General features: G+C 43.3%; 18 protein-coding genes. All 18 read left to right on the top strand.

Features of this window, described 5'->3' with window-relative positions:
• The first annotated feature begins 68 nt into the window (after window positions 1-68).
• Window positions 69-1,202, top strand: coding sequence for a cyclic dehypoxanthinyl futalosine synthase (gene mqnC, locus AC3WJJ_RS13895; RefSeq protein WP_422657961.1), 1,134 nt, complete (start codon window positions 69-71; stop codon window positions 1,200-1,202).
• Between the two features lie 158 nt (window positions 1,203-1,360).
• A complete protein-coding gene (locus AC3WJJ_RS13890) occupies window positions 1,361-2,299 on the top strand; it encodes a putative sporulation protein YtxC (protein ID WP_492541453.1) in 939 nt (312 codons plus the stop codon).
• Window positions 2,300-2,682: 383 nt separating this feature from the next.
• Window positions 2,683-4,620: a threonine--tRNA ligase gene (thrS, locus tag AC3WJJ_RS13885; RefSeq protein WP_492541451.1), complete on the top strand. Its 1,938-nt coding sequence runs from the start codon at window positions 2,683-2,685 to the stop codon at window positions 4,618-4,620.
• A gap of 303 nt (window positions 4,621-4,923) precedes the next feature.
• Window positions 4,924-5,502, top strand: a complete 579-nt coding sequence (locus tag AC3WJJ_RS13880; protein ID WP_492542049.1) for a 3D domain-containing protein — start codon at window positions 4,924-4,926, stop codon at window positions 5,500-5,502.
• A 120-nt stretch (window positions 5,503-5,622) separates the two neighbouring features.
• Window positions 5,623-5,916, top strand: a complete 294-nt coding sequence (locus tag AC3WJJ_RS13875; protein ID WP_492541449.1) for a hypothetical protein — start codon at window positions 5,623-5,625, stop codon at window positions 5,914-5,916.
• A 200-nt stretch (window positions 5,917-6,116) separates the two neighbouring features.
• Window positions 6,117-7,112 (top strand): cell wall-active antibiotics response protein LiaF, encoded by a 996-nt coding sequence (gene liaF / locus AC3WJJ_RS13870; protein WP_492542048.1) that lies wholly within the window; start codon window positions 6,117-6,119, stop codon window positions 7,110-7,112.
• A 4-nt stretch (window positions 7,113-7,116) separates the two neighbouring features.
• Window positions 7,117-8,205: a sensor histidine kinase gene (locus AC3WJJ_RS13865; protein ID WP_492541447.1), complete on the top strand. Its 1,089-nt coding sequence runs from the start codon at window positions 7,117-7,119 to the stop codon at window positions 8,203-8,205.
• A 12-nt stretch (window positions 8,206-8,217) separates the two neighbouring features.
• Entirely contained in the window at window positions 8,218-8,868 is a 651-nt protein-coding gene (locus tag AC3WJJ_RS13860; RefSeq protein ID WP_492541444.1) for a response regulator, read from the top strand.
• A 174-nt stretch (window positions 8,869-9,042) separates the two neighbouring features.
• On the top strand, window positions 9,043-10,677 hold the full coding sequence (locus AC3WJJ_RS13855; RefSeq protein WP_492541442.1) for a S1C family serine protease: 1,635 nt from the start codon (window positions 9,043-9,045) through the stop codon (window positions 10,675-10,677).
• 123 nt (window positions 10,678-10,800) lie between these two features.
• Window positions 10,801-11,487: a response regulator transcription factor gene (locus AC3WJJ_RS13850; RefSeq protein ID WP_492541440.1), complete on the top strand. Its 687-nt coding sequence runs from the start codon at window positions 10,801-10,803 to the stop codon at window positions 11,485-11,487.
• A gap of 1 nt (window position 11,488) precedes the next feature.
• A complete protein-coding gene (locus AC3WJJ_RS13845) occupies window positions 11,489-12,952 on the top strand; it encodes a sensor histidine kinase (RefSeq protein ID WP_492541438.1) in 1,464 nt (487 codons plus the stop codon).
• A 53-nt stretch (window positions 12,953-13,005) separates the two neighbouring features.
• Complete coding sequence (locus AC3WJJ_RS13840; protein WP_492542046.1) at window positions 13,006-13,950, top strand: 4-hydroxy-3-methylbut-2-enyl diphosphate reductase; 945 nt, start codon at window positions 13,006-13,008, stop codon at window positions 13,948-13,950.
• A gap of 237 nt (window positions 13,951-14,187) precedes the next feature.
• Window positions 14,188-15,144 (top strand): ABC transporter permease, encoded by a 957-nt coding sequence (locus AC3WJJ_RS13835; RefSeq protein WP_422657951.1) that lies wholly within the window; start codon window positions 14,188-14,190, stop codon window positions 15,142-15,144.
• Between the two features lie 34 nt (window positions 15,145-15,178).
• The gene (locus AC3WJJ_RS13830) at window positions 15,179-16,075 is read left to right on the top strand and encodes a carbohydrate ABC transporter permease (protein ID WP_492541436.1); all 897 of its coding nucleotides are present in this window, start codon (window positions 15,179-15,181) and stop codon (window positions 16,073-16,075) included.
• Between the two features lie 77 nt (window positions 16,076-16,152).
• Entirely contained in the window at window positions 16,153-17,826 is a 1,674-nt protein-coding gene (locus tag AC3WJJ_RS13825; RefSeq protein ID WP_492541434.1) for an extracellular solute-binding protein, read from the top strand.
• Window positions 17,827-17,905: 79 nt separating this feature from the next.
• Complete coding sequence (locus AC3WJJ_RS13820; protein WP_492541432.1) at window positions 17,906-19,480, top strand: response regulator; 1,575 nt, start codon at window positions 17,906-17,908, stop codon at window positions 19,478-19,480.
• Between the two features lie 24 nt (window positions 19,481-19,504).
• Complete coding sequence (locus tag AC3WJJ_RS13815) at window positions 19,505-21,295, top strand: cache domain-containing sensor histidine kinase (RefSeq protein WP_492541430.1); 1,791 nt, start codon at window positions 19,505-19,507, stop codon at window positions 21,293-21,295.
• A 216-nt stretch (window positions 21,296-21,511) separates the two neighbouring features.
• On the top strand, window positions 21,512-22,567 hold the full coding sequence (gene aroF / locus AC3WJJ_RS13810) for a 3-deoxy-7-phosphoheptulonate synthase (protein WP_492541428.1): 1,056 nt from the start codon (window positions 21,512-21,514) through the stop codon (window positions 22,565-22,567).
• The last annotated feature ends 57 nt before the right edge of the window (window positions 22,568-22,624 follow it).

Raw genomic sequence — 22,624 nt, 5'->3', positions numbered from 1 at the left:
TGAAGAAGATAACATGTAGGCAAGTGCGATTTCACTGTCATTTAGCTATGATAAGGGAGGACCTATATATGGGCACTGTTAACAGCATTCTGGATAAAGCGCTACGTGGTGAACGCTTGAATCTGGAAGATACCGTGACACTTTTCGAAAGTGATCAGATTGAGAAGATCGGCCATGCTGCCGATATTATGACTAAACGGATACATCCTGATCCGATTACGACCTTCGTCATTGGACGAAATGTAAACTACACGAATGTGTGTGATGTATACTGTCGATTCTGTGCTTTTTATCGCAGACCGGGTCATGAAGAGGGCTATGTTCTTTCAGATGAGGTAATTTTCCAGAAAATCCAAGAAACAGAGGACGTAAACGGAACGGAAATTCTAATGCAGGGTGGAACAAACCCTAACCTACCGTTCAGCTATTATACGGATCTGCTTCGGAACATTAAGAAACGGTTTCCGAATATTACGATGCACTCTTTCTCACCAGCAGAGATTGTGAAGATGATGGAAGTATCCGGCTTAAGCATGGAAGAAGTCGTTCGTGAGCTTCGGGATGCTGGTCTCGATTCATTGCCTGGTGGCGGTGCTGAAATATTGGACGACCGTATCCGTCAGAAGGTCAGCAAGCTGAAGGGAAGCTGGCGCCAGTGGATGGATGTTATGCAAACAGCACATAAACTTGGGATGAACACTACCGCTACAATGGTTATTGGTCTGGGTGAAACGATGGAGGAAAGAGCGCTTCATTTGCTTCGTATCCGTGATGCTCAAGACGAGTGTATTCAGAATGGTTGGAACTCTAAAGGATTCCTTGCCTTCATACCGTTTACTTTCCAGCCCGACAACACAAATCTGAAACGTGAGCGTGAGACACCGGAAGCATACTTGAAATCGGTAGCGATTGGTCGTCTGGCTATTGATAATGTTCCAAATCTTCAGTCCTCGTGGGTAACGATGGGGCCGGAGATTGGTAAGCTGTCGCTCTCTTATGGATGTAATGATTTCGGAAGCACGATGATGGAAGAGAATGTAGTTTCATCGGCGGGTGCTGTGCATAAAGTCAATATTGAGTCTATCTTGAAGTTGATCCGTGAGACGGGGAATATTCCTGCACAACGGAATACGAAATACGATATTCTGCGCGTGTTTAACGATGATAGCACGATCGAGCGCGATTTTGTTATGCAGAACTAATTAATATATCCATATCATAAGGTCCTAATCAACCGTTTCTTTTTCGTCACGGTTTGTTAGGGCCTTTAATATTTAACAGAGCTTTCCAAAGAGGAGTTCCGTATATCCCTCCCCGGGTCCCCATATACTGAAACAGGGAACCCGAAAGGAGCGATTCCATGGAACTATTCAGCATAGCGGTTAATACACAGACTGACGGTGAAAAAGAAGCCTTTTACCGTATCTTATCAGACAAGCAGAAAGAGCTACATAAACAATGCAAGCAGCTGAAGTTTTCATTCAGTGCTTCGGGAGATCGGGTCATCTGGTCGTGTTCAGGGAAGCTGCCGTTAACGGCATGGACCGCATCTGCAGAGATGGTGCGTAGACTGGTTTCCGAAGCAGCAGCCACCTTTATTCTAGAGGAGAAGGAACACGAGCTTGCAGCCCGGTTGCTGGTTACGGAATTTGAATTTAATGATGAGGAAGAGGCTGAGCGGGTGCTACAGTGGTATCTGATGCTGTTAGCCAAAGATGACAGTTCATCAGGTGATTTTTCACAGCAGCGCAGAAAAAAGCTGAAAGACAGTATATTTGCTTGCTTGGCTGAGGCACCAGATCTGAATTTAGATGGTTATATAACCTTTAGGATGCAATCGTACATGCAGGAATTGAGGGAAATGGCCGAGTACGCAGTAGATGAGTTTATGTTGGATCAACAATATGAGGAGTTTGTCAGTCTGCTTAAATACTTCGTGTATTTTCAGGAACCTCTTATGCCGCTTGTACATGTGATCCACAAGGGAGAGGAAGATTTTCTTCTGCTTGATGGCAATCTCAGACCGATTGAGAAGGTTAGGGACGAAGGACTTGTAATGGAGCGATTAGATCAAGAGATGGAACTTGAGGATATGGTTGTTAGTACACTCATTTCCGTATCTCCTGCACGGATGATTATTCATACAAGGGAGCCTGAGTTGCCGGTTATCGGCACAATTGCTCATATTTTTGATAATCGGGCGGAGATTTGCTGCAGTTGCCCTGAATGCAGTTCTTTTCTTGGGAATGTGGCCAATGACGACTTGACGTTCCCGGCAAAGCGGGATTATAATAACTGATAAATTCACGTAAAAAGCAACGACAAAGACATGAGTCAAGCTGGTCTAGACCGAACAGAGAGAGGAAACGAGGCTGTAATTTCCTCCGGTACACCACCTGATTTACCCCTTTGTAGCTGCGTTGTCGAAATTTTCTAAACGCTATTGTGAGCGTTCCATGATTAGAGTAGGCTTCGCCGGTTCATTGCCGTTACCAATGCCAACGAAGGATCTTATTATTTTGACAGGATAGATGACTGTTTATCTAAGATCGAACTAGGGTGGAACCACGAGTATAACGCTCGTCCCTTTGCGGGACGGGTGTTTTTTGTGTTGTCCTGCAGGTGGGTCATAAGGATCAAACGTGAAATGAATAACAACGATTCTTTTAGGAGGAATGCAGGATGGCTATTCATATTAAACTTCCGGACGGATCTGTTCGGGAATATGCAGAAGGTAGCAGTATTGAAGATGTGGCAGCATCGATCAGCAGTGGACTTAGAAAGAACGCAGTAGCAGGTAAGCTAAACGGTCAAGTGGTTGACCTCTCAACACCTCTCGAAGAAGGGGCACTGATTGAGATTGTGACTCAGGATTCCCCTGATGGACTTGAGGTTATGCGTCACAGTACTGCTCACTTGATGGCTCAGGCTACTAAGCGATTGTTCGGTTCTAAATCGGTTAAGCTTGGAATTGGTCCAGTCATTGAGGATGGCTTCTATTATGATATGGATCTTGAGGAGCCACTTAATCCAGAGGATCTTCAAAAGATTGAAAAAGAAATGGAACGCATTATCGGTGAGAATCTGCCGATCGTCCGCAAAGAAGTTAGCCGTGAAGAAGCGCTTCGCATCTTCGGCGAAATGGAGGATCCTTACAAGCTTGAACTGATCAATGCGCTTCCAGAAGATAGTGTTATTTCGATTTATGAGCAAGGCGAATTCTTTGACTTGTGCCGTGGACCTCACGTTCCATCAACTGGCAAGATTAAAGTATTCAAATTGATGAATGTGGCTGGAGCATACTGGCGCGGAGACAGCAAGAACAAGATGCTGCAGCGTATTTACGGTACTGCGTTTGTGAAGAAAGCTCAACTTGATGAGCATCTTCGTCTGCTTGAAGAAGCGAAGAAGCGTGACCACCGTAAACTTGGTAAAGAGCTTGAGATGTTCACTTTCTCTCAATTGGTTGGACAAGGCCTCCCGATCTGGTTGCCTAACGGAGCTAAGCTTCGCCGGACATTGGAGCGCTATATCGTGGATATGGAAGAGCGTCTAGGTTACCAACACGTATATACTCCTGTGCTCGGTAATGTGGAGCTTTACAAAACATCCGGACACTGGGAGCACTACCAAGAGGATATGTTCCCGAAAATGGTTATGGACAATGAAGAGCTTGTACTTCGTCCAATGAACTGTCCGCACCATATGATGGTATACAAGAGCAGCATGCACAGTTACCGCGACCTTCCAATCCGCATTGCAGAGCTTGGTATGATGCATCGTTATGAAATGTCAGGAGCTCTTACAGGACTTCATCGTGTTCGTGCGATGACATTGAATGACTCTCATATCTTCTGTCGCCCGGATCAAATCAAGGAAGAGTTTGCACGTGTTATTGAATTAATTAGAACTGTATACAAAGACTTCGGTATCCATGATTACAGATTCCGCTTGTCTTACCGTGACCCGGAGGATACTGAGAAATATTACCAGAACGACGAAATGTGGGAAATGTCTCAGCGTATGCTGCGTGAGGTTGTTGAAGACATGGGATTGCCATTCTATGAAGCAGAAGGCGAAGCAGCATTCTATGGTCCGAAACTGGACGTTCAAATCAAGACAGCGCTTGGTAAGGAAGAAACCCTATCCACGGTTCAATTGGACTTCTTGCTTCCAGAACGCTTTGAGCTTGAGTATGTAGGCGATGATGGACAGAAGCATCGTCCAGTCGTTATTCACCGCGGTATCATTAGTACCATGGAACGTTTTACTGCTTTCTTGCTTGAGAACTTTGCGGGAGCATTGCCACTATGGTTATCTCCAGTTCAAGTTAAAGTGATTCCAGTATCGACGGCTTTCGAAGATTATGCAAAAGAAGTATCCGATAAACTTCAGCTGGCTGGCATTACGGTTGAAGCGGACTTGCGTAATGAAAAGCTTGGATACAAGATTCGTGAAGCTCAGCTTGAGAAAGTGCCTTACATGTTCATCGTAGGTGAGAATGAGATGAACGCTAAAGCTGTATCTGTGCGTAAACGCGGAGAAGGAGATCTTGGAGCACAAGGTTTGGATGATGTCATTCTGAAGCTGCGTGAAGAGATTAATACTCGCTCGGTTTAGAGCTTTGAACGTATCTTAAAGTAGTAGTCACCAATATAAACTTATATAAGCCTCTGTCATGTTACGTATAAACCAAAAGGGATTTGGGAAACCTCGCTAGTAAGGGGAGGTTCTCAAATGAACAATTGGAAAACATGGCAGAGGTTTTTACTATGTATTTTTCTAACAGCATGTGTGTTTAGCATAGGCATAACCGAAGTAAGTGCTGCAACGATGATACCGATATCTCCAGATTCTTTTAGTAGCATGGATTATAGAAATGGAGACCAAGAAGAGCTAGTTGAAGAGAATGATTTTGTTGAGATGACAACCTTTTATGCATTTAGTGCTGTTGGGCTTGGAAATATCAATCACTATATATTACAGCCACCGGCTTCTACAGAAGAGAAGATAGATTCCACTGATCCGATGAAGAAACGTGTTCCATCAGTGACGGTGTCTGCTCCGAAGGAAGAACAAGTTCTTCATACCGTAAAGGTTACAGCGACAGGGTATACTGCAGGCTTTGAATCAACGGGTAAAAAACCTGGACATAAACAGTATGGAATAACCTATTCTGGTGTTAAGGTAAAACGGGATAAGAACAAGGTTTCGACGATTGCGGCAGATCCAAACGTATTTCCATTAGGAAGTATTTTGTACATTCCCGATTACGGGTATGGAATTGTAGCTGACACCGGATCGGCAATAAAAGGCGAGAAGATCGATCTGTACTTTACAACAACAAAGCAGGTTTATAATGAATGGGGTAAGAAGGATGTAGAGGTTCAGGTAATCAAACGGGGGAGCGGGAAATGTACTGAAGAGATGCTTGAGAAGCTAGGTACTGCTATTGAGACGTATCATTTCCTACCTTCATCTGTACTCGAAGAGGCTATTTAATATTTGGAAATGAATTCATCAGTTTCTCGGAATAATGCCTGGCTGTCCTTCACATACTATTCTTCGGGGAGACGTTCCCTGAAGAGGATGATGGTATTGTTGGACAGGGAGGTGAATACCATGGCCAAGAAAAACAAAGTGCAGGAAAACTACAGTACACCAAATGAAAAATTTAATGCTGAGTTTGCTGAAGAAAACAGCGTAGCCAGCACACAAAAGAGCTCCCAGAAAGTAAGGGAGAACTACAGTACACCAAACGAAAAGTTTAACGCTGAGTTTGCTGAAGAAAACAGCGTAGCCGGTACACAAAAGAGCTCCCAGAAAGTAAGGGAAAACTACAGTACACCAAACGAAAAGTTTAATGCTGAGTTTGCTGAAGAAAACAGCGCAAATAACAAGAATTCGAGCCGTTAGGCCCGTATTCTTAAACAAAGTTAAGCCTCCGCAATTTCAGATTGCGGGGGCTTTTCTTTTCGATATCATTCAATATACATAATCATCCAGTCCCCTCGGTCTCAAGACCGAGGCATGTTTCATTCCAACGCCGCTATCCGTAGAGTAGCTCTTATTGTAAAATGTAGTCAAAGGGAAAATACGAAATGGAAAGCAAGGGGATGCGCATGAATCGAAGAGGTTGGAACCAACTGACAGGCGGACTTGTGCTTATCGGTGTAGGTGTGTATTTTATATTACAGCAAATGGGCATCATTGATGTGAGTTTGGGTCACCTGATCTCTACATTTTGGCCAGTTATTCTGATATGGGTAGGATTACATGGTTTGATGAATCGACCTGACTTTGGTGGTGCAATTTGGGGTTCTATCGTGCCCTTAATCCTTGGGGTTTATTTTCTAGGGCGTAATTTAGATATGGTTCACTTCTCATTTGGAGAATTAATTAAATACGCGGTTCCACTACTTCTCATTGCTTTTGGGCTGACGGTTATATTTAAACCTAGAAATCAGCAGCCTCCTGGACCGCCGAAACACTACAAAAGAGAAGATCATGTAAGGGTAGAACATCATCCTGACATTGAAGTGCCTGAAGCACCAAAATTGGAATCCTCGCTTGATGAGATGTTTGAACGGACATTCGGTAAGAAAGTCGATCAAGAAAAGGAAGCTAAGCCTAACCCGGAATTTATCGATGAGGAGCCACGTCGTAAATCGCATGGGCATCATCGTAGAGATCATGGGGAGCACTGGAAGGGTCATGGTTGGGATGATGGTGAGACAGTGAATAAGTCGGCTTTTATCGGGGATGTGCACTTAGGGAATGAATATTTCACATTGAAGCCAACCAACATCTCACAGTTTATTGGGGATGCCGTGCTGGATTTAACAAAAGCGCAAATTCCTTATGGTGAAACGAAGATTAACATCTCGGCTTTCATCGGGGATGTAAAGGTGTTCGTACCCAATGACTCGGATATTGGTGTATATGTGTCAACGAATTCATTCATCGGAGACATGTCCGTCCTGGGACAGAAACGGAGTGGTTTCATGAGTAGTGCGGATATGGAAAGTCCTCATTACAGAGAAGCCGGCAAAAAAATCCGTATTAACATTAGCGTATTTATTGGCGATGTTAAGGTGAACAAGGTAGGGTAGACTAATGAGTTTTATAAAAAATACCAAATGGGTGATCATGCTTTACTTCCTGTTAATCGGGGCTGCGGTAGCTGTGTTTCTATATCTCGCAGACGGTGCAGGTTATATTATCATTGAGGACAACCGGCTGTGGGTGTATTATGCGGTCGGTATTGTTCTGTTTACAGGAATTGCAGGTTATATCGCGGGTCAGCGAATACAAAGACCCTTGGACTTGCTACATTTGAATATGCTTCAAGTAGCCAAAGGCAATCTAACCGTCCGAATGCCAGATGCAGAGGATGCATCTTTTGCTCGTGTGTATGGAGAATTTAATGGTATGACGGAAGCACTGGAGAAGAAGATGAAGCTGCTTCAACGACTCGGTGAACAGGATGTTATTGAGAAGGAGATTGCTGCGGAAGCTGCGGTACTGGAGGAACGCAGGCGGATGGCGAGGGATTTACATGATACAGTCAGCCAGCAATTATTCGCCATACATATGTCAGCTTCATCTCTTCCCGGTGTGATGCGCAAAAATCCTGAACAAGGAGATAAAGTTCTTGAGCAGTTAATCTCGATGTCACATATAGCCCAAAAACAGATGAGGGCATTAATTGCACAGCTGCGGCCAGTCGAACTTGAAGGTAAAACGTTAGAGGAAGCGCTTGAACGTTGGTTCCCTGATTATTGCCGCCAGAATGGACTAAAAGGTATAAAAGATGTCGAGATGTATGACGGATTGTCTGAAGCCATTGAACATCAGCTCTTTCTTATCATTCAAGAGGCCGTGGCTAATATCGTTAAACATGCTAGGGCGAGTCTTGTGAGTATGTCCCTTCACGAGGAAGAGAAGCGAGTCGTGCTAAGTATAAGTGATGATGGTCAAGGTTTTGACGAAATGACGCAGAGGCAAGGATCATACGGCTTGTCTACCATGCGTGAGCGTGCAGAGAAATTGGGTGGACAGGTGGACATTATAAGTCGCAGAGGTGCAGGCACAACGGTCCGAGTACATATACCGTTGTTTGAGAATTTAGGCGATGATGAGGTGCCGGCTAATTCAGATGTACATACTACGGATACGGAAGTCAAAGAATCACAGGGAGAATAGGAGAAGAGCATAATGAGTGTGATTAAAATATTGCTGGTTGATGATCATGATATGGTTCGCATGGGACTTAAAACATATTTATCTCTGGACTCGTCTTTTGAAGTGATAGGAGAAGCTTCTAACGGTAAGGAGGTACTGGATTATCTGAGAAGTGACGAAGAGAGACCAGATCTCATCCTTATGGATCTTATGATGCCTGTGATGAATGGAGCTGAAACAACGCGGGCAGTGATGAGTGAATTTCCTAATCAGAAAATAGTTATATTAACAAGTTTTTTGGAGGATAATTTAGTAGTGGAGTGTGTTGAGGCAGGAGCAGTAAGCTATGTCCTTAAAACCGTATCCGCGGATGAGCTTATTTATGCACTTCAAGGTGCATTTCGGGGGATGCCCGTGATGACGAAGGATGTGTCTGAGGCTTTGACCCGTGGGATTCGTCAGCATATGGTGAAAGATGATCAATCAGGGCTTACCGAACGAGAGAAGGAAGTTCTATTGTTAATAGCAGAAGGAAAGAGTAACAAGGAGATCGGAGAAGAACTACATATCAGCATTAAAACAGTAAAGACACATGTCAGCAATTTATTGATGAAATGTGAACTTGAAGACCGGACACAGCTTGCTATCTTTGCCCACAGAAAAGGTTGGGTAAAGACGAACTAGCAAATGACAAGTAGTGAGACTAATCTCTTATAAGCACTTAATTTGATTTCATTCGTTTTTATCTTACTTTTAATTGTTTTTAAGGTGTCATTAAGGTTTATAGTACACAATAAGAACAGATAAATTATTAAACCACCTGTATTGGGATCAGGTGATCTAATAGGAGGTATAGATATGGACGATCAAAGAAATCGATTCGGTCAGAAAGATAATGAGGATCAAGTGAATGAACCTCAGCAACAGCAAAATTCGTCTTCGGATAATTCATCTTACTACTATTCTTACGGACCATTCAAGTCGATCAGTGATGAAGATGCCCGTAATGATGTTCCGGATCCTTACAGTAGGCCTGAAGCACAAGAAGTGGAGGTTACAGCTCCTCAACCCGTAAAGCCTCTTCCTTCTCAATCTTACTCGGCCGGATCTTCCAGCCAAGGCAATGGGGGCGGTAGAGGTGGTTCTCTCCCTGAGAAATCTTCTAACGCACAATGGAATTATAGCAAGAAGCCGAAGAGCTCGGTCAAAACGGTTCTGCTATCATTTCTAGCAGGTATGCTTGTGATTACAGGATGTATGTTTGCAGCGGATAGAGCTAATCTATTTACACCAGATGCAGGCATAACCTCACAGGCAGCTGGAAATGAGAATGTACAGTCAACTCTTGCCTCAGCGGATGGAGAGAATAACAACAAGACAGCATCAGTACAAATACCGTCGAAGCCTGGTGATGTCGCATCCGTAGTGGATCAAGCTAGCCCAGCAGTTGTTCTAATTGAAACGCTTGTTAACAGTAATAATAGAGGACAAAGCAGCTCAAATATGGATGATCCATTGTTCCGTTACTTCTTCGGAGATCAGTCGAGTAGCAGAAGTGGAAACAACAATAACAACAACAATAACGGTAGCAGTCAAGATACTTCACAGTTGCAACCATCCGGTATCGGTTCTGGATTTATCTTTGATAAGTCAGGATATATCCTAACGAATGAGCACGTTGTTCATGGAGCGGATGTGATCCAGGTAACTTTGCAGGACAACAAAAAGCCTTATGAAGCTAAACTACTCGGTTCGAGTTATGAGCTTGATTTAGCTGTACTTAAGATTGAAGGCGATAAAGACTTCCCATCTGTAGCACTTGGTAATTCAGATGAACTGAAGGTTGGTGAATGGCTCGTTGCGATCGGTAATCCACATGGATTTGACCATACGGTAACGGCAGGTGTCCTGAGTTCTAAGGAACGTGATATCGATATTTCAGGACAGAATGGAGAAGAAGACCGTAACTATGAACACTTGTTACAGACAGATGCTTCTATTAACCCAGGTAATTCCGGTGGACCGCTTCTTAATCTGAAAGGTGAGGTTATCGGAATGAATGTGGCCGTTAGTGCAGATGCGCAAGGTATCGGCTTCGCTATTCCATCCAAAACGATCAGTGAAGTTCTGGATTACTTGAAGAACAATAAAGAAGTGCCAAAAGAGCCTATTCCATTCATCGGTGCAAGTCTCGGAACATTGACTCCACAGGTATCCCAGCAGCTAGGTACAGATGTAACAGAAGGTTCTTATGTGGATAGCGTAGTATTCCGTTCCCCGTCTTATGAGGCAGATCTTCGTCAGTATGATATTGTGACTGGAATTGATGGAACGAAGTATGCGACAGCCCAGGATTTGATTGAATTTATTCAATCCAAGAAGGTTGGCGATAAGATTACGTTGAATGTTGTGCGTAACGGGAAGAAGATCGATCTTCCTTTGACGATTGGTGATCGCAATGAGTTCGATCTCACGCAGCAACAGCAGCAATAACTAGGGTTTTAAACCTGGGAGACAAGCGGAAGGGAGAGTCCCTTCCGCTTGTGCTGTTCTCGGGGGCATGGATATAATGGGGTTAGAGTAGAAAAGATAGATGATATAAGAGGAGATACCAATATGCGATCCCGTATTTTAGTCGTTGATGATGATGATAAGATCATTTCTATGCTCCGTCGAGGTTTGGCTTTTGAAGGATATGATGTCCATACTGCTTCAAATGGTGCTGAGGGATTAAAGATGGTCTTAAACGAAGAGCCTGATGTGGTTGTACTGGATGTTATGATGCCTCAGGTGGATGGATTTGAAGCACTGCGTAGGTTAAGGGAAGGCGGGAGTAAAGTTCCCGTGCTCATGCTTACCGCAAAAGATGAGGTAGAGAACCGCGTTAAAGGACTTGATATAGGTGCTGATGATTATTTGGTCAAACCGTTCGCGCTTGAAGAGTTACTCGCTAGAGTTCGTGCGCTGCTTAGACGGAATACAGGCGTCGAGTCAGGTAATCATAAATTAACCTATGAGGATCTCGTCATGGATACCGATGCCCGGGAAGTGATACGAAACGGGAAAAGGCTGGAGCTTACTGCGAAGGAATTCGAGCTGCTACACCTGTTCATGATGAATCCGAAGCGGGTACTCTCCCGTGACTTAATTATGGATAAAATCTGGGGATATGATTATAGCGGTGAGTCGAATGTACTTGAGGTTTACATCGCCATGCTGCGTCAAAAAACGGAGGATCAAGGTGGAAGCCGGTTGATTCAGACGATCCGTGGAGCAGGATATATCCTAAGAGGAGAACAATAGCATGTCGGTACGTTGGCGGCTTACAGCGTGGTACTCTGGCATTCTGTTCATCACGCTGCTTATATTCAGCGTTGCTGTGTATGGTTTTGTTCATCTCTATACGTATGATGAATTGAAATCAAAGATTTTACAGCATTATAACAAAATTGATCCAATACCGGCCTACTATAAAGATGGAAGTATTGGATTTACCCCAGATCAATCGTCTGCACAGCGTATGGAAGAAGCTGATTTGTATGTCCAATCCTTTACTTTTAGTACTCAACGGACTTTACGATCCGAGAATATGATGCTTAGAGGACTCAATTTTGAAGTTCCTGATCCTTCAAAGGCTTCGAAGGAACGTGGGTTTAAGAAAATGAATGTTGCTGGGTACCCATTCCTTGTGTATCAAGATTTTGTTTATGAGCAAAGATCCAATCAACCTATTGGATGGCTCCAAGTTGGAGCCTATATAGGTACAGCCGAGAATACACTGAATAGACTGCGATCCATTCTAATTATGGGATCTTTGGCCACACTTATCATCGCATCCACACTCGGTTTATTCTTAGCTCGAAAATCGATGAAGCCGATTCAGAAGGTTACGGATGCTGCGAATCAGATCCAGAAGGGAACAGATCTAAGTGTTCGAATTGAGTATGAAGGTCCGCAGGATGAGATCGGAAGGCTTATCGGAACCTTTAATGGGATGATGGCAAGGACAGAGGGATTCTATAAAGAGCTTGAAGATGCCTATGCCGCTCAGCGTAGATTTGTCTCTGATGCCTCTCATGAGCTAAGAACACCGCTTACTACCATTCGTGGAAATGTGGATTTGCTTCATAAAATATGGACGGGATCTCCTTCGGAACGTCCGGATTTGGATGAAGAGACATTAAGGCAAATGTCTGTTGAAGCGGTTGGAGACATTTCGGATGAGGCTAAACGGATGAGCCGTCTGGTATCAGATATGCTCTCACTTGCGCGTGCAGACACGGGACAGACTTTTGAGAAGGAACCTGTTGCACTTCAACCTCTTATCGAGGAAGTCGCTAGACGGGCGAAATTCCTTCCGAAAACAGCGGAATGGCATGTAGGTGATCTGCGTTCACTTAACGGAGTGTATGTTGTAGGTAACCGTGATTATTTGCAACAAATGCTATTCATTTTTATTGAGAATGGCTTTAAATACACACCGGAAGGCGAAGTTCGATTGGATGTTATTCTGTATAAGGGTCAGATCGGAATCCGTTTCTCGGATACAGGAATCGGCATGGATAAGGATGAAATTCCACATATCTTTGAGCGCTTCTATCGGGCAGATCAGTCTAGAGGGGTAACCGAAGGAACCGGCCTTGGATTATCAATTGCCAAATGGATTATCGATGTGCATAATGGCTCTGTTGAAGTGGTAACGAAACGCGGAGAAGGAAGTACGTTTATCGTCTGGCTACCTATTATCTTTGCTCCTCCACTTGAATAGGGTTATAATGAGAGAGATTGTTATTTTTATTGTTTAGAAAGCAGGTGAAGACCATGGAAGTGCTCAAAATATCGCCGCGCGGTTACTGTTATGGTGTTGTCGACGCAATGGTGCTGGCACGGCAGGCAGCGAATAATTTGGATCTTCCGCGGCCTATTTATATACTAGGTATGATTGTCCACAACAGTCATGTAACGCAGTCTTTTGAAGACGAGGGAATCATCACATTAGATGGGCCAAATCGGATGGAAATCCTGAATCAGGTCGATAAAGGAACGGTTATATTTACGGCTCACGGTGTTTCTCCGGAAGTTCGTAAGCTAGCTCGGGATAAGGGGCTGACAACGCTGGATGCTACTTGTCCAGATGTAACGAAGACCCATGATCTCATTCGAGAGAAGGTTGCTGATGGATACGAAATCATCTATATCGGGAAGAAAGGCCATCCCGAGCCAGAGGGTGCCATTGGAGTTGCTCCAGATCACGTTCATCTGATCGAGAGGGAAGAAGAGATTGAGGATCTCAAGCTTAATGCGGGCCGGATCATCATTACGAACCAGACAACGATGAGCCAGTGGGATATCAAACACATCATGAAGCGTCTCTTAGAGAAGTTCCCAGGTGCTGAGATTCATAATGAGATATGCCTTGCGACACAGGTGCGTCAAGAAGCAGTAGCCGAGCAGGCTGGCCAGTCAGATCTTGTTATTGTGGTAGGTGATCCACGTAGTAACAACTCGAACCGACTTGCACAGGTTTCTGAGGAGATTGCTGGGGTACCAGCCCATAGAATCGGAGATGTCACAGAACTGAAACGTGAATGGCTTGAAGGGGTTAAGAAGGTGGCTGTTACATCAGGAGCCTCAACACCAACGCCGATTACCAAGGAAGTTATTGCTTATTTAGAGCAATATGAACACGATCAGCCCGAGACATGGGAAATCAAGAGAACCATTAATATGAGTAAACTGCTTCCCCCTGTAAGAGCGAAAAGTTAATTAATTATAAAATTGATTAACTATCATTGATTAGTATCATATATATTCATAAACAATAACCCGCTGTCGCTTATGCGATAGCGGGTTATTTCTATGCTCTGATGATCTAAAGATATGAAAGCGTTTCAATTCTCGATTGTTTTGTATCATTTTTAGTTGATCAGGCAAATAGTATGCTTGAATCCGTTCCGCTAGAATTATAACCATAAAGATACTAGAGACGGGGGAGGAACAGAAATGGCTCAGATATCCGTTGATAAGGAACGTATTCCAAGACGGAAACGAAACAACATCCTGATCCGGTTATTTACACAATGGGACATTCAGTTGATGGTGCTTCCAGCTTTATTGCTCATTTTAGTTTTTAGCTACATACCTATGTATGGCGTATTAATGGCTTTCCAAGACTACAACTTATTTGGTGGTATGGCGGAGAGTCCATGGGTCGGATTTAAACATTTTCGAATGTTTTTCGAATCTCCCGAGTTCTTCAACGTGATGCGAAATACGATTGTCATCAGTCTTTTGAAATTCTTCATTGGATTTCCTGCACCGGTTATACTCGCATTGATGTTGAATGAGATCAGACATATGGCATTTAAACGGATCGTTCAAACTGTCAGTTATCTTCCGCACTTTCTGTCTTGGGTTATTGTGGCAGGTTTTGCTATGTCACTCTTATCCACAGACAACGGAAGCATCAATATATTGCTAGAGAAGCTCAATTTGATCGATGAACCTGTAAGCTTCCTATCCATTCCCGAATACTTCTGGGGAATTCTTGTAACGACAGGGGTCTGGAAGGAGATTGGTTTTGCCTCCATTGTATACCTGGCGGCTGTCGCAGGGATTGACCCTTCCATGTATGAAGCAGCAGATATGGATGGGGCTAGTAAGTTACGTCAGATTTTCACGATTACATTACCTTCCATCATGCCAGTTGTCATCATCTTCATGATTCTTGCGATTGGTAACTTGCTTACGGCTGGATTCGAGGATATTTTGCTTCTTGGTGTGAACCCGGTACTTCGTGAAGTATCCGATGTTATTGATACTTACGTCTACCGTGTAGGTATCCAAAATTCTCGGTTCTCTTATGCAACTGCTGTTGGACTGTTTAAAGCCGTGATCAGCGTCGGGCTGTTAACGATGGCGAACTTCATCGCACGTAAATCTGGTAACAGTCTATGGTAGGATTCAGGCCTCTAGAAGAAAGGAGCGGATTGACTTGGTACGTCTAGGTTTCGGAGACCGACTAATGATGATCATTATTTATACCTTGCTGGCTCTGCTTGCATTCTCGACATTCTACCCGTTCTGGAACGCAGCAGTCATTTCATTTAACACAGGGTCAGATACAGCACTTGGCGGTATTACATTCTGGCCCAGAGATTTTACCCTCGAGAACTACGCCATTGTGTTCAATGACGAGCGTCTATTAAACGGCTTTTATATTTCGGTTATGCGGACCGTTGTCGGAACAGTAACCTCCATTATCGTTACGGCAGTCTTCGCTTATGGGATGACAAAGAAAGAATTGATTGGCCGTAAGTATTACATGGTTCTATGTATCATCACGATGTATTTCAGTGGTGGATTGATTCCAAGCTTCCTGCTGATTCGAAGTCTGGGTCTGATGGATTCCTTCTGGGTGTTTATCATTCCGGGTCTGGTCAGCGTATGGAATATGATCATATTCAAAACATTCTTTCAAGGGCTACCCGGTGGGCTAGAGGAATCAGCCAAAATCGATGGCTGTGGGAATTGGGGAACGTTCTTCCGGATCGTACTTCCACTCTCAGGTCCGGTTATCGCTACGCTGTCCTTATTTACAGCGGTTAATCATTGGAATGATTGGTTCTTGCCTAGTATTTACATCAATAATGAAAATCTAATGCCGATTCAAACGATGCTTAAGCAGATTCTTAACACGAATATTGTGTCAGATCAAATCGGTAACCTGGATTCAGCAGCACAAGGCCAGTTGCAGAAGATGCAAACCGTCTCATCCAAGTCACTATCGATGGCTACGATGATGATTGCTACATTGCCTATCATTATGGTTTACCCTTTTGTTCAAAAATACTTTGTTAAGGGTGTTCTGGTAGGTTCATTGAAAGAGTAGGATAGATTTCACTTGATGTTTAAAGCCTAGGCTTTAACATAAATACCATGGGGACGCCGAAAGGGGAAAAAGAGACAATGAGAGTAAGAAAAAAGACACTATCGTCAACAATGGCGGCTTTGCTGGCTGGAGCTATGCTACTTGCTGGATGTTCTGGGGGTACCGGAGATAAAACGGCAGGAGGTAATACTGAGCCTGGTAAAGAAACAAATACTCCGAAAACAGAGAGTAAGTACGTTATAGGCGAAAATCCGCTTGAATTCTCATTATATGGTCACTATGATTGGTATACGATGCCTCAATGGGGTGCAGATGAAGCTTCCAAGTATATTAAAGAAGATATGAAGGTCAATGTTACGCCAGTTCATTCAGGTGGTAACGCAGCCCAAAAATTCAATACAATGATCGCTTCAAACACTTTGCCTGATGTCATCTGGATGGAGCGCGGACCTGATGTGGAGAAGTTGCGCCAAGCAGGTATGCTGGTTCCTTTCGATGATTACCTAGATAAATATCCGAACTTGAAAGAATGGCTCGGAGAAGCTGGAATTAACATGCTTCGTTCAGAGGATGGTAAGCTGTATCAGTTCCCGAACTGGTATACGAACCAACCGAACGGTAATGCCGGTTATGTTGTGAACAAGAAGATTTATACGGAACTTGGATCTCCAAAACTGGAAACAACCGATGATTTGTATAAATACCTTGTCATGGTAAAAGAAAAGTATCCGAATGTCGTTCCATTTGAGCCTTACTTGGCTAAAGATGGTCAAGGATTGGATGTATTGTACACTGCGTTTGCTGAGAATGCTCTTAGCCGCTGGATCAGTATTCGTGGCGTACCAGACGGTGATAAGCTCAGTTCCATTTTTACGGATTCCGTCTTCCGTGAATCAATGCAGTACGCTTCAAAGTTGTTCCGTGAGAAATTGATTTCCCAAGATGCGATGACTCAAACGGCTGACCAAGTAAAAGAAAAACTGAACACAGGACGCGTTGCTGTATACGCTGCATCTAGTCCTACAGAGTATGCAATGAATGGACATGCATTGTTGACCGAAAAAGATCCAGATGCTGGTTACTTTATGATCTGGCCGATTCATAAAGAAGGACTCGACAAGAACAAAATCTTTCCAGGCACATATACACAGCTTGGATGGAACGTAAGTGTTATCACAAAAGCTGCGAAAGATCCAGAAGCTGTCTTTGCCTTCCTGGATTGGTACACAGGTCCTGAAGGACAACGTATTCAGATGTGGGGTCCTGAAGGAGAGAATGGTTACTGGAACGGTCTTGAAGAAGATGGATTAACTCCTAAGTTTACGGATAAATACACAACGGATGCTGAAGGCTTGGCTAAATTGCAAGCGATCACAACGAATATTATGTGGAATGGTAACACCGTTTATATTGACCAAGCAAAAGCGAAATACGAGAGCACTCTTCCTGAAGAAGAGCGGAACTGGTCCACTCGCTGGCAATATGAAATTACTTGGAAGACACAAGGAAATGCTACAGAGTTCATTAACCTGGATCCAATGCCAGATAGTGAAGAAGGAATTATTCGTCAACGTATCGAAGATATATTCTTGGAATCTAGAGCAAAAGCACTTTATGCCAAAGACGATGCAGAAGTGACTGCCATTCTTGATAAGGCAGAAGCAGATGCACAAGCCGCCGGTTATGCCAAATTACTAGAATTCAAGACCCAGAAATGGCAAGGAAATCTCAAAAAAATGGAAGGGAATTAATTCATAATTCCTTATCACCTAATGGGTATACTGCCTTCGCAGTATACCCTTAGGGTTTTTCGAGGGGTGAACAGTCTTTATGTATAAAGTATTACTAGCTGACGATGAAGTACTCGATTTAGAAGGGATGAAACGCTTTATTCCTTGGGAATCGCTAGGAATGACTGTTGTGGATAGTGTGAACAATGGATTTGCCGCATGTGAGGTGTTAGAGAAGCAGCATATAGATATTTTGGTAACGGATATCCGGATGCCTAATATGACAGGACTTGAGTTGGCTCAAAGAGCACTGGCTGCTCAAGAGAAGCTACGAATTATTTTTGTGAGTGGCTACCAGGACTTTGGATATGTTAAGCAGGCCATTGCACTCAATGCTTGCAGCTATGTTCTCAAGCCCATGGATGATGCAGAATTGATTGATGCGCTGAATAAAGTTCGCCGAGAGCTTGATCGAGATAAAGAGCAGCAGATAACTGAGCTAGCTTATCTTCAGATGGTGCCCATGTTTAAGAATCAATACCTTCTGCAGCTTCTTGAGAAGGCTTATGAGGATGTGCCATTTGATGTATTTAATAAGGAGTATCAAATCGACGAGGTGAACTGGCCGGCTCGGGTGGCTTTAATTGAACTGGATCATGATGTATCTGGGCAAACGAACCAATCTGAAGAAAGTGCGAAGAAGAGCATAATGGATGCTTTCTTCTCCCGATTAGAGACCCTTCTTGAAGAACAATATATTCATTATGTTTGTAGAGTGACAGATCGAAGATCGGCAATCTTAATGAATGACGAGTCTGAGCGAGCTGCAGTAGTGCAGATCTTAGAGCAGCTCAAAATAGAATTTCCTTTCTCAGTAACTGTCGGAATCAGTAATGCAGCTAGCAAAGTTCAGGATCTGCATCCTGCTTATTTGCAAGCGGTTGCTGCACTCGACTATAAGATGTTCCGAGGAAAAGGGAAATGGATACCATATGGAGATGTCCCCTCTGAAGATATCAGAGATGCTGAGAATATATTTATTCAACTGGATTCCTTGCTTAGCGCAATGACGAATTATGAACTGGTACGAGTCCATGACGAACTGGAAGCGCTATCGTTGCTTGCATCTAGTTTGCGATCTAAGTTCACAATTCGAAACTTTGCGATGTATATCATTCTCAAGCTGGATGAGCATCTGCATACGATGAATGAGGATCTTTTTGAAATCTTGGATATGGAACGAAAAAACTTGGATATAGTGCTTCAATTTGAGACGCTAGACGATATATTCTTATGGTTGCGCCGCCGTGTGTATGAGATTTCAGAGCACTTGCATAACAAGAAGCAATCAAAGAATGGACGATTGATTCAAGAGATTGTGGAGGATGTAAGAGGGCGTTTGAACGAGAGTATTACTCTTCGCGATATCGCAAACCGCTTCTCGTTCTCTCCGAATTATTTAGGACTTATCTTTAAAGAGGAAACAGGTCAAAACTTTAGCGATTATGTTATTGCCATGCGGATGGAAAAAGCAAGAGATCTGCTTGTGAACACAAAGCTGAAAATATATGAAATTGCATCACAAGCGGGTTATCAGTACCTTCCTTATTTCAGTCGTCAGTTCAAAGATACCTACGGCATGACCCCGCTGGAATATAGACGAACACATTCATGATAACATTCAGGGAGGCATATTCAGATGTGGTCCAAAATAAAAATAATGCAGCTGCCGTTTGGTTACAAGCTAATGCTATCCTACTGCATTCTAATCATGGTTGCCGTACTCATGGTGGGTAACGTTGCCAACCGGGTATACGTTGAATCTATGAGAGAACAGACCCGCAGCATTATTCAAGGGACCCTACATCAGATGAAAAATAACATTGCCTTCAAAATGGAAGATACAAAGCGGATATCGGATATGCTGTATTTTGATGAATATTTGGCTAGAGTGCTTCGCCAGACGAAAGAAGGATGGTCAAGCTATAATGCGATGGAAACGGTGCTTATCCCTAAGTTTCAAACTGCAGTAGAAACGGCAAATCGTCGAATGTGGCTGTCGGTGTACCTTAAGAATGATAATTTTAGCGAAGTATATAATATCTACGATAATATGAATCCACTAGATACGAAAGCAAGGTTATATGATATATATCAGTATCATCGACTGGAGGGTAAGCAGTGGTATGAGACCTTTCCAGAAGAAGAGATCTATGGAACGACTCACCAATGGCGACAAATTGACGATGATAGCAAGTATGGACGCATCTCGCTCTTGCGAAGAATTGTAGATATCGGTGGGGATAAGTACCCATTTGATGAGATTGGATTTATGCGAATTAGTGTAGCTTTATCCGATTTATTTGATGGGGTGGACTTTCAGAAGATCGGTGAAGGGACGACAATTTATATTTCGGACCCCAAAAGTAATGTCATCATATCTTCTGCCTCTGACGGGGGACCGGATGTTACTACGATAAAAGACGTAAATCAGAACAAGAACAGCCTGATCATTCGAGATAACTTACCTGGACTAGATATGGATCTAGTTGCTTATATACCAGCAGATCTTGTTGAGAAGGATGCTGTGAAAGTTCGCAATCTTACGCTGATTATTTGTTTGGTATGTATTCTATTATTCTTCTTTGTAAGTGTGATCGTATCTAGATACTTTGGAAGACGGGTATCCAAGATTGTGAAGGTGGTTGACTCCTTTCAAGAAGGGGAATTCCATAGACGGATTCACTTTAAAGGGAATGATGAATTCTCCAAAATTGCATCTGCTCTTAATGAGATGGGAAATAATATCGGCCGATTGATTCGTGAGGTATACTTAGCTGACCTACAAAAAAAAGAGGCTGAATTGGAGTCACTTCATGCGCAAATAAATCCTCACTTTTTATATAACACCTTGTCTTCGATCAGCCGACTCGCTAAGTTTGGTGAACTGGAGAAGCTGCAACGCATGGTGATGGATCTGGCTAAGTTCTACCGCTTATCACTGAATGAGGGTAGAAACGTAATTCCCGTGAAGAATGAACTAGAGCAGGCTCAGGCTTACATTGATATTCAAAAAATCAAATATGAGCACCGGATGCAAGTGCAATATGATATTGATCCTGCGGTGGTTCATTACGAGACTGTAAAGCTTATTCTACAGCCGTTCATTGAGAATATACTTGAACATGCATGGATGGGAGATTCCATTCATATACGAATCATTGGATGTGTTGAGGGCGAGACTTTAGAGTTTAGAATTATTGATAACGGTGTGGGCTTTCCAGCAGGAATGCTACGGGAACTCACAGACGCTCAAGAATTGACGGATGCTGGATACGGAATAAAAAATGTAGATCAGCGTATTAAGCTGCACTATGGATCGCAGTACGGTGTAACACTTTATAGTCGGCCTGGCATCGGAACGACCATAAGAATTAAGATTCCTTTGATAAAGCGTCAAGTGTTAAAGAGGCGGGTTAAAGAACTTTGATGCCATTAAGACATGCGTGATATTCATCAATATAAAGATCCCCGTAAGCTAAGCCATCATTTAGGCTTGACGAACGGGGATATATTATGTATATTTACTTTATCGCATAAAAGCTTAAAAGCGTATAAGCATAAAAGCTTAAAAGCGAACAAGCGCGAAAGCATATCCGAGTATAAATTATATGAAACTATAATAAGTAGAAAGAAGGCTGTATATATGATCGTGATCACATCTAACCAAATTCCAGAGGAACAATTACGCCAAATCGTAGCAGAGATTGAGAAGGAAGGACTTCAAGCTCATATCTCAAAAGGTGAAGGCAGAACGGTTATTGGCCTGATCGGTAGCGTTAACCCGAAACTAGCAGAGCATCTTCGCCAAATGAAGGGTGTAGAGAATGTTGTTAAGATTTCTAAATCTTATAAGCTAGCGAGCAGAGACTTTCACCCAGAAGATACAATAATAGATATTAAAGGTGTCAAAATCGGTGGAGGGAATCTTGTTGTAATGGGTGGTCCATGTGCGGTTGAATCTGCCGAACAGATTGATGAGATTGCTAAGCTTGTTAAAGCTGCTGGCGGTCAGGTCCTGCGTGGAGGTGCGTTTAAGCCGCGCACAGGTCCTTACAGTTTCCAAGGTATTGGTGTAGAAGGCCTGATTATGATGGCTGAAGCAGGTAAGAAGCATGGACTGCTTACAATTACGGAAGTAATGACTCCGGAGTACGTAGATATCTGTGCTGAATATGCAGATATTCTACAAGTCGGCACGCGGAATATGCAGAACTTCGATCTACTGCGCAAACTGGGTACTTGCGGGAAGCCCGTCTTGTTGAAGCGTGGTTTCAGCTCAACTTATGACGAATTCCTTAATGCGGCGGAATACATTCTTGCAGGTGGAAATCCGAATGTTATGCTATGTGAACGTGGAATTCGTACATTCGAGACATACACACGGAATACACTGGATTTATCGGCTATCCCTGTACTGCAACAGTTGAGCCATCTCCCCGTTATCTCCGATCCAAGCCATGGAACAGGGCGCCGTGAGCTGGTTGCTCCGATGTCGAAAGCATCGGTAGCGGCTGGGGCCGATGGATTGATTATTGAAATGCATACAGATCCAGACAATTCCATGACAGGAGATGGGGTTCAATCTCTTTTCCCAGATCAGTTCGCAGAGTTGCTTAAGGATTTGGAGAAAATCGCGGAGGTTCTCGGTAAAACCTTTAATACTACAAAAGCACATGCTACGGAATTTCAACGGGTTTAACATTCATAAATAAAATAGAAAGCGGGCCGTCCCATGGGTTCATCCTTGGGCGGCCTC

It is taken from the genome of Paenibacillus sp. FW507-14B1B, assembly GCF_058781425.1.
Note: the sequence above shows the minus strand (reverse complement) of the source record. Positions and strands in the feature narration are given on the sequence as shown.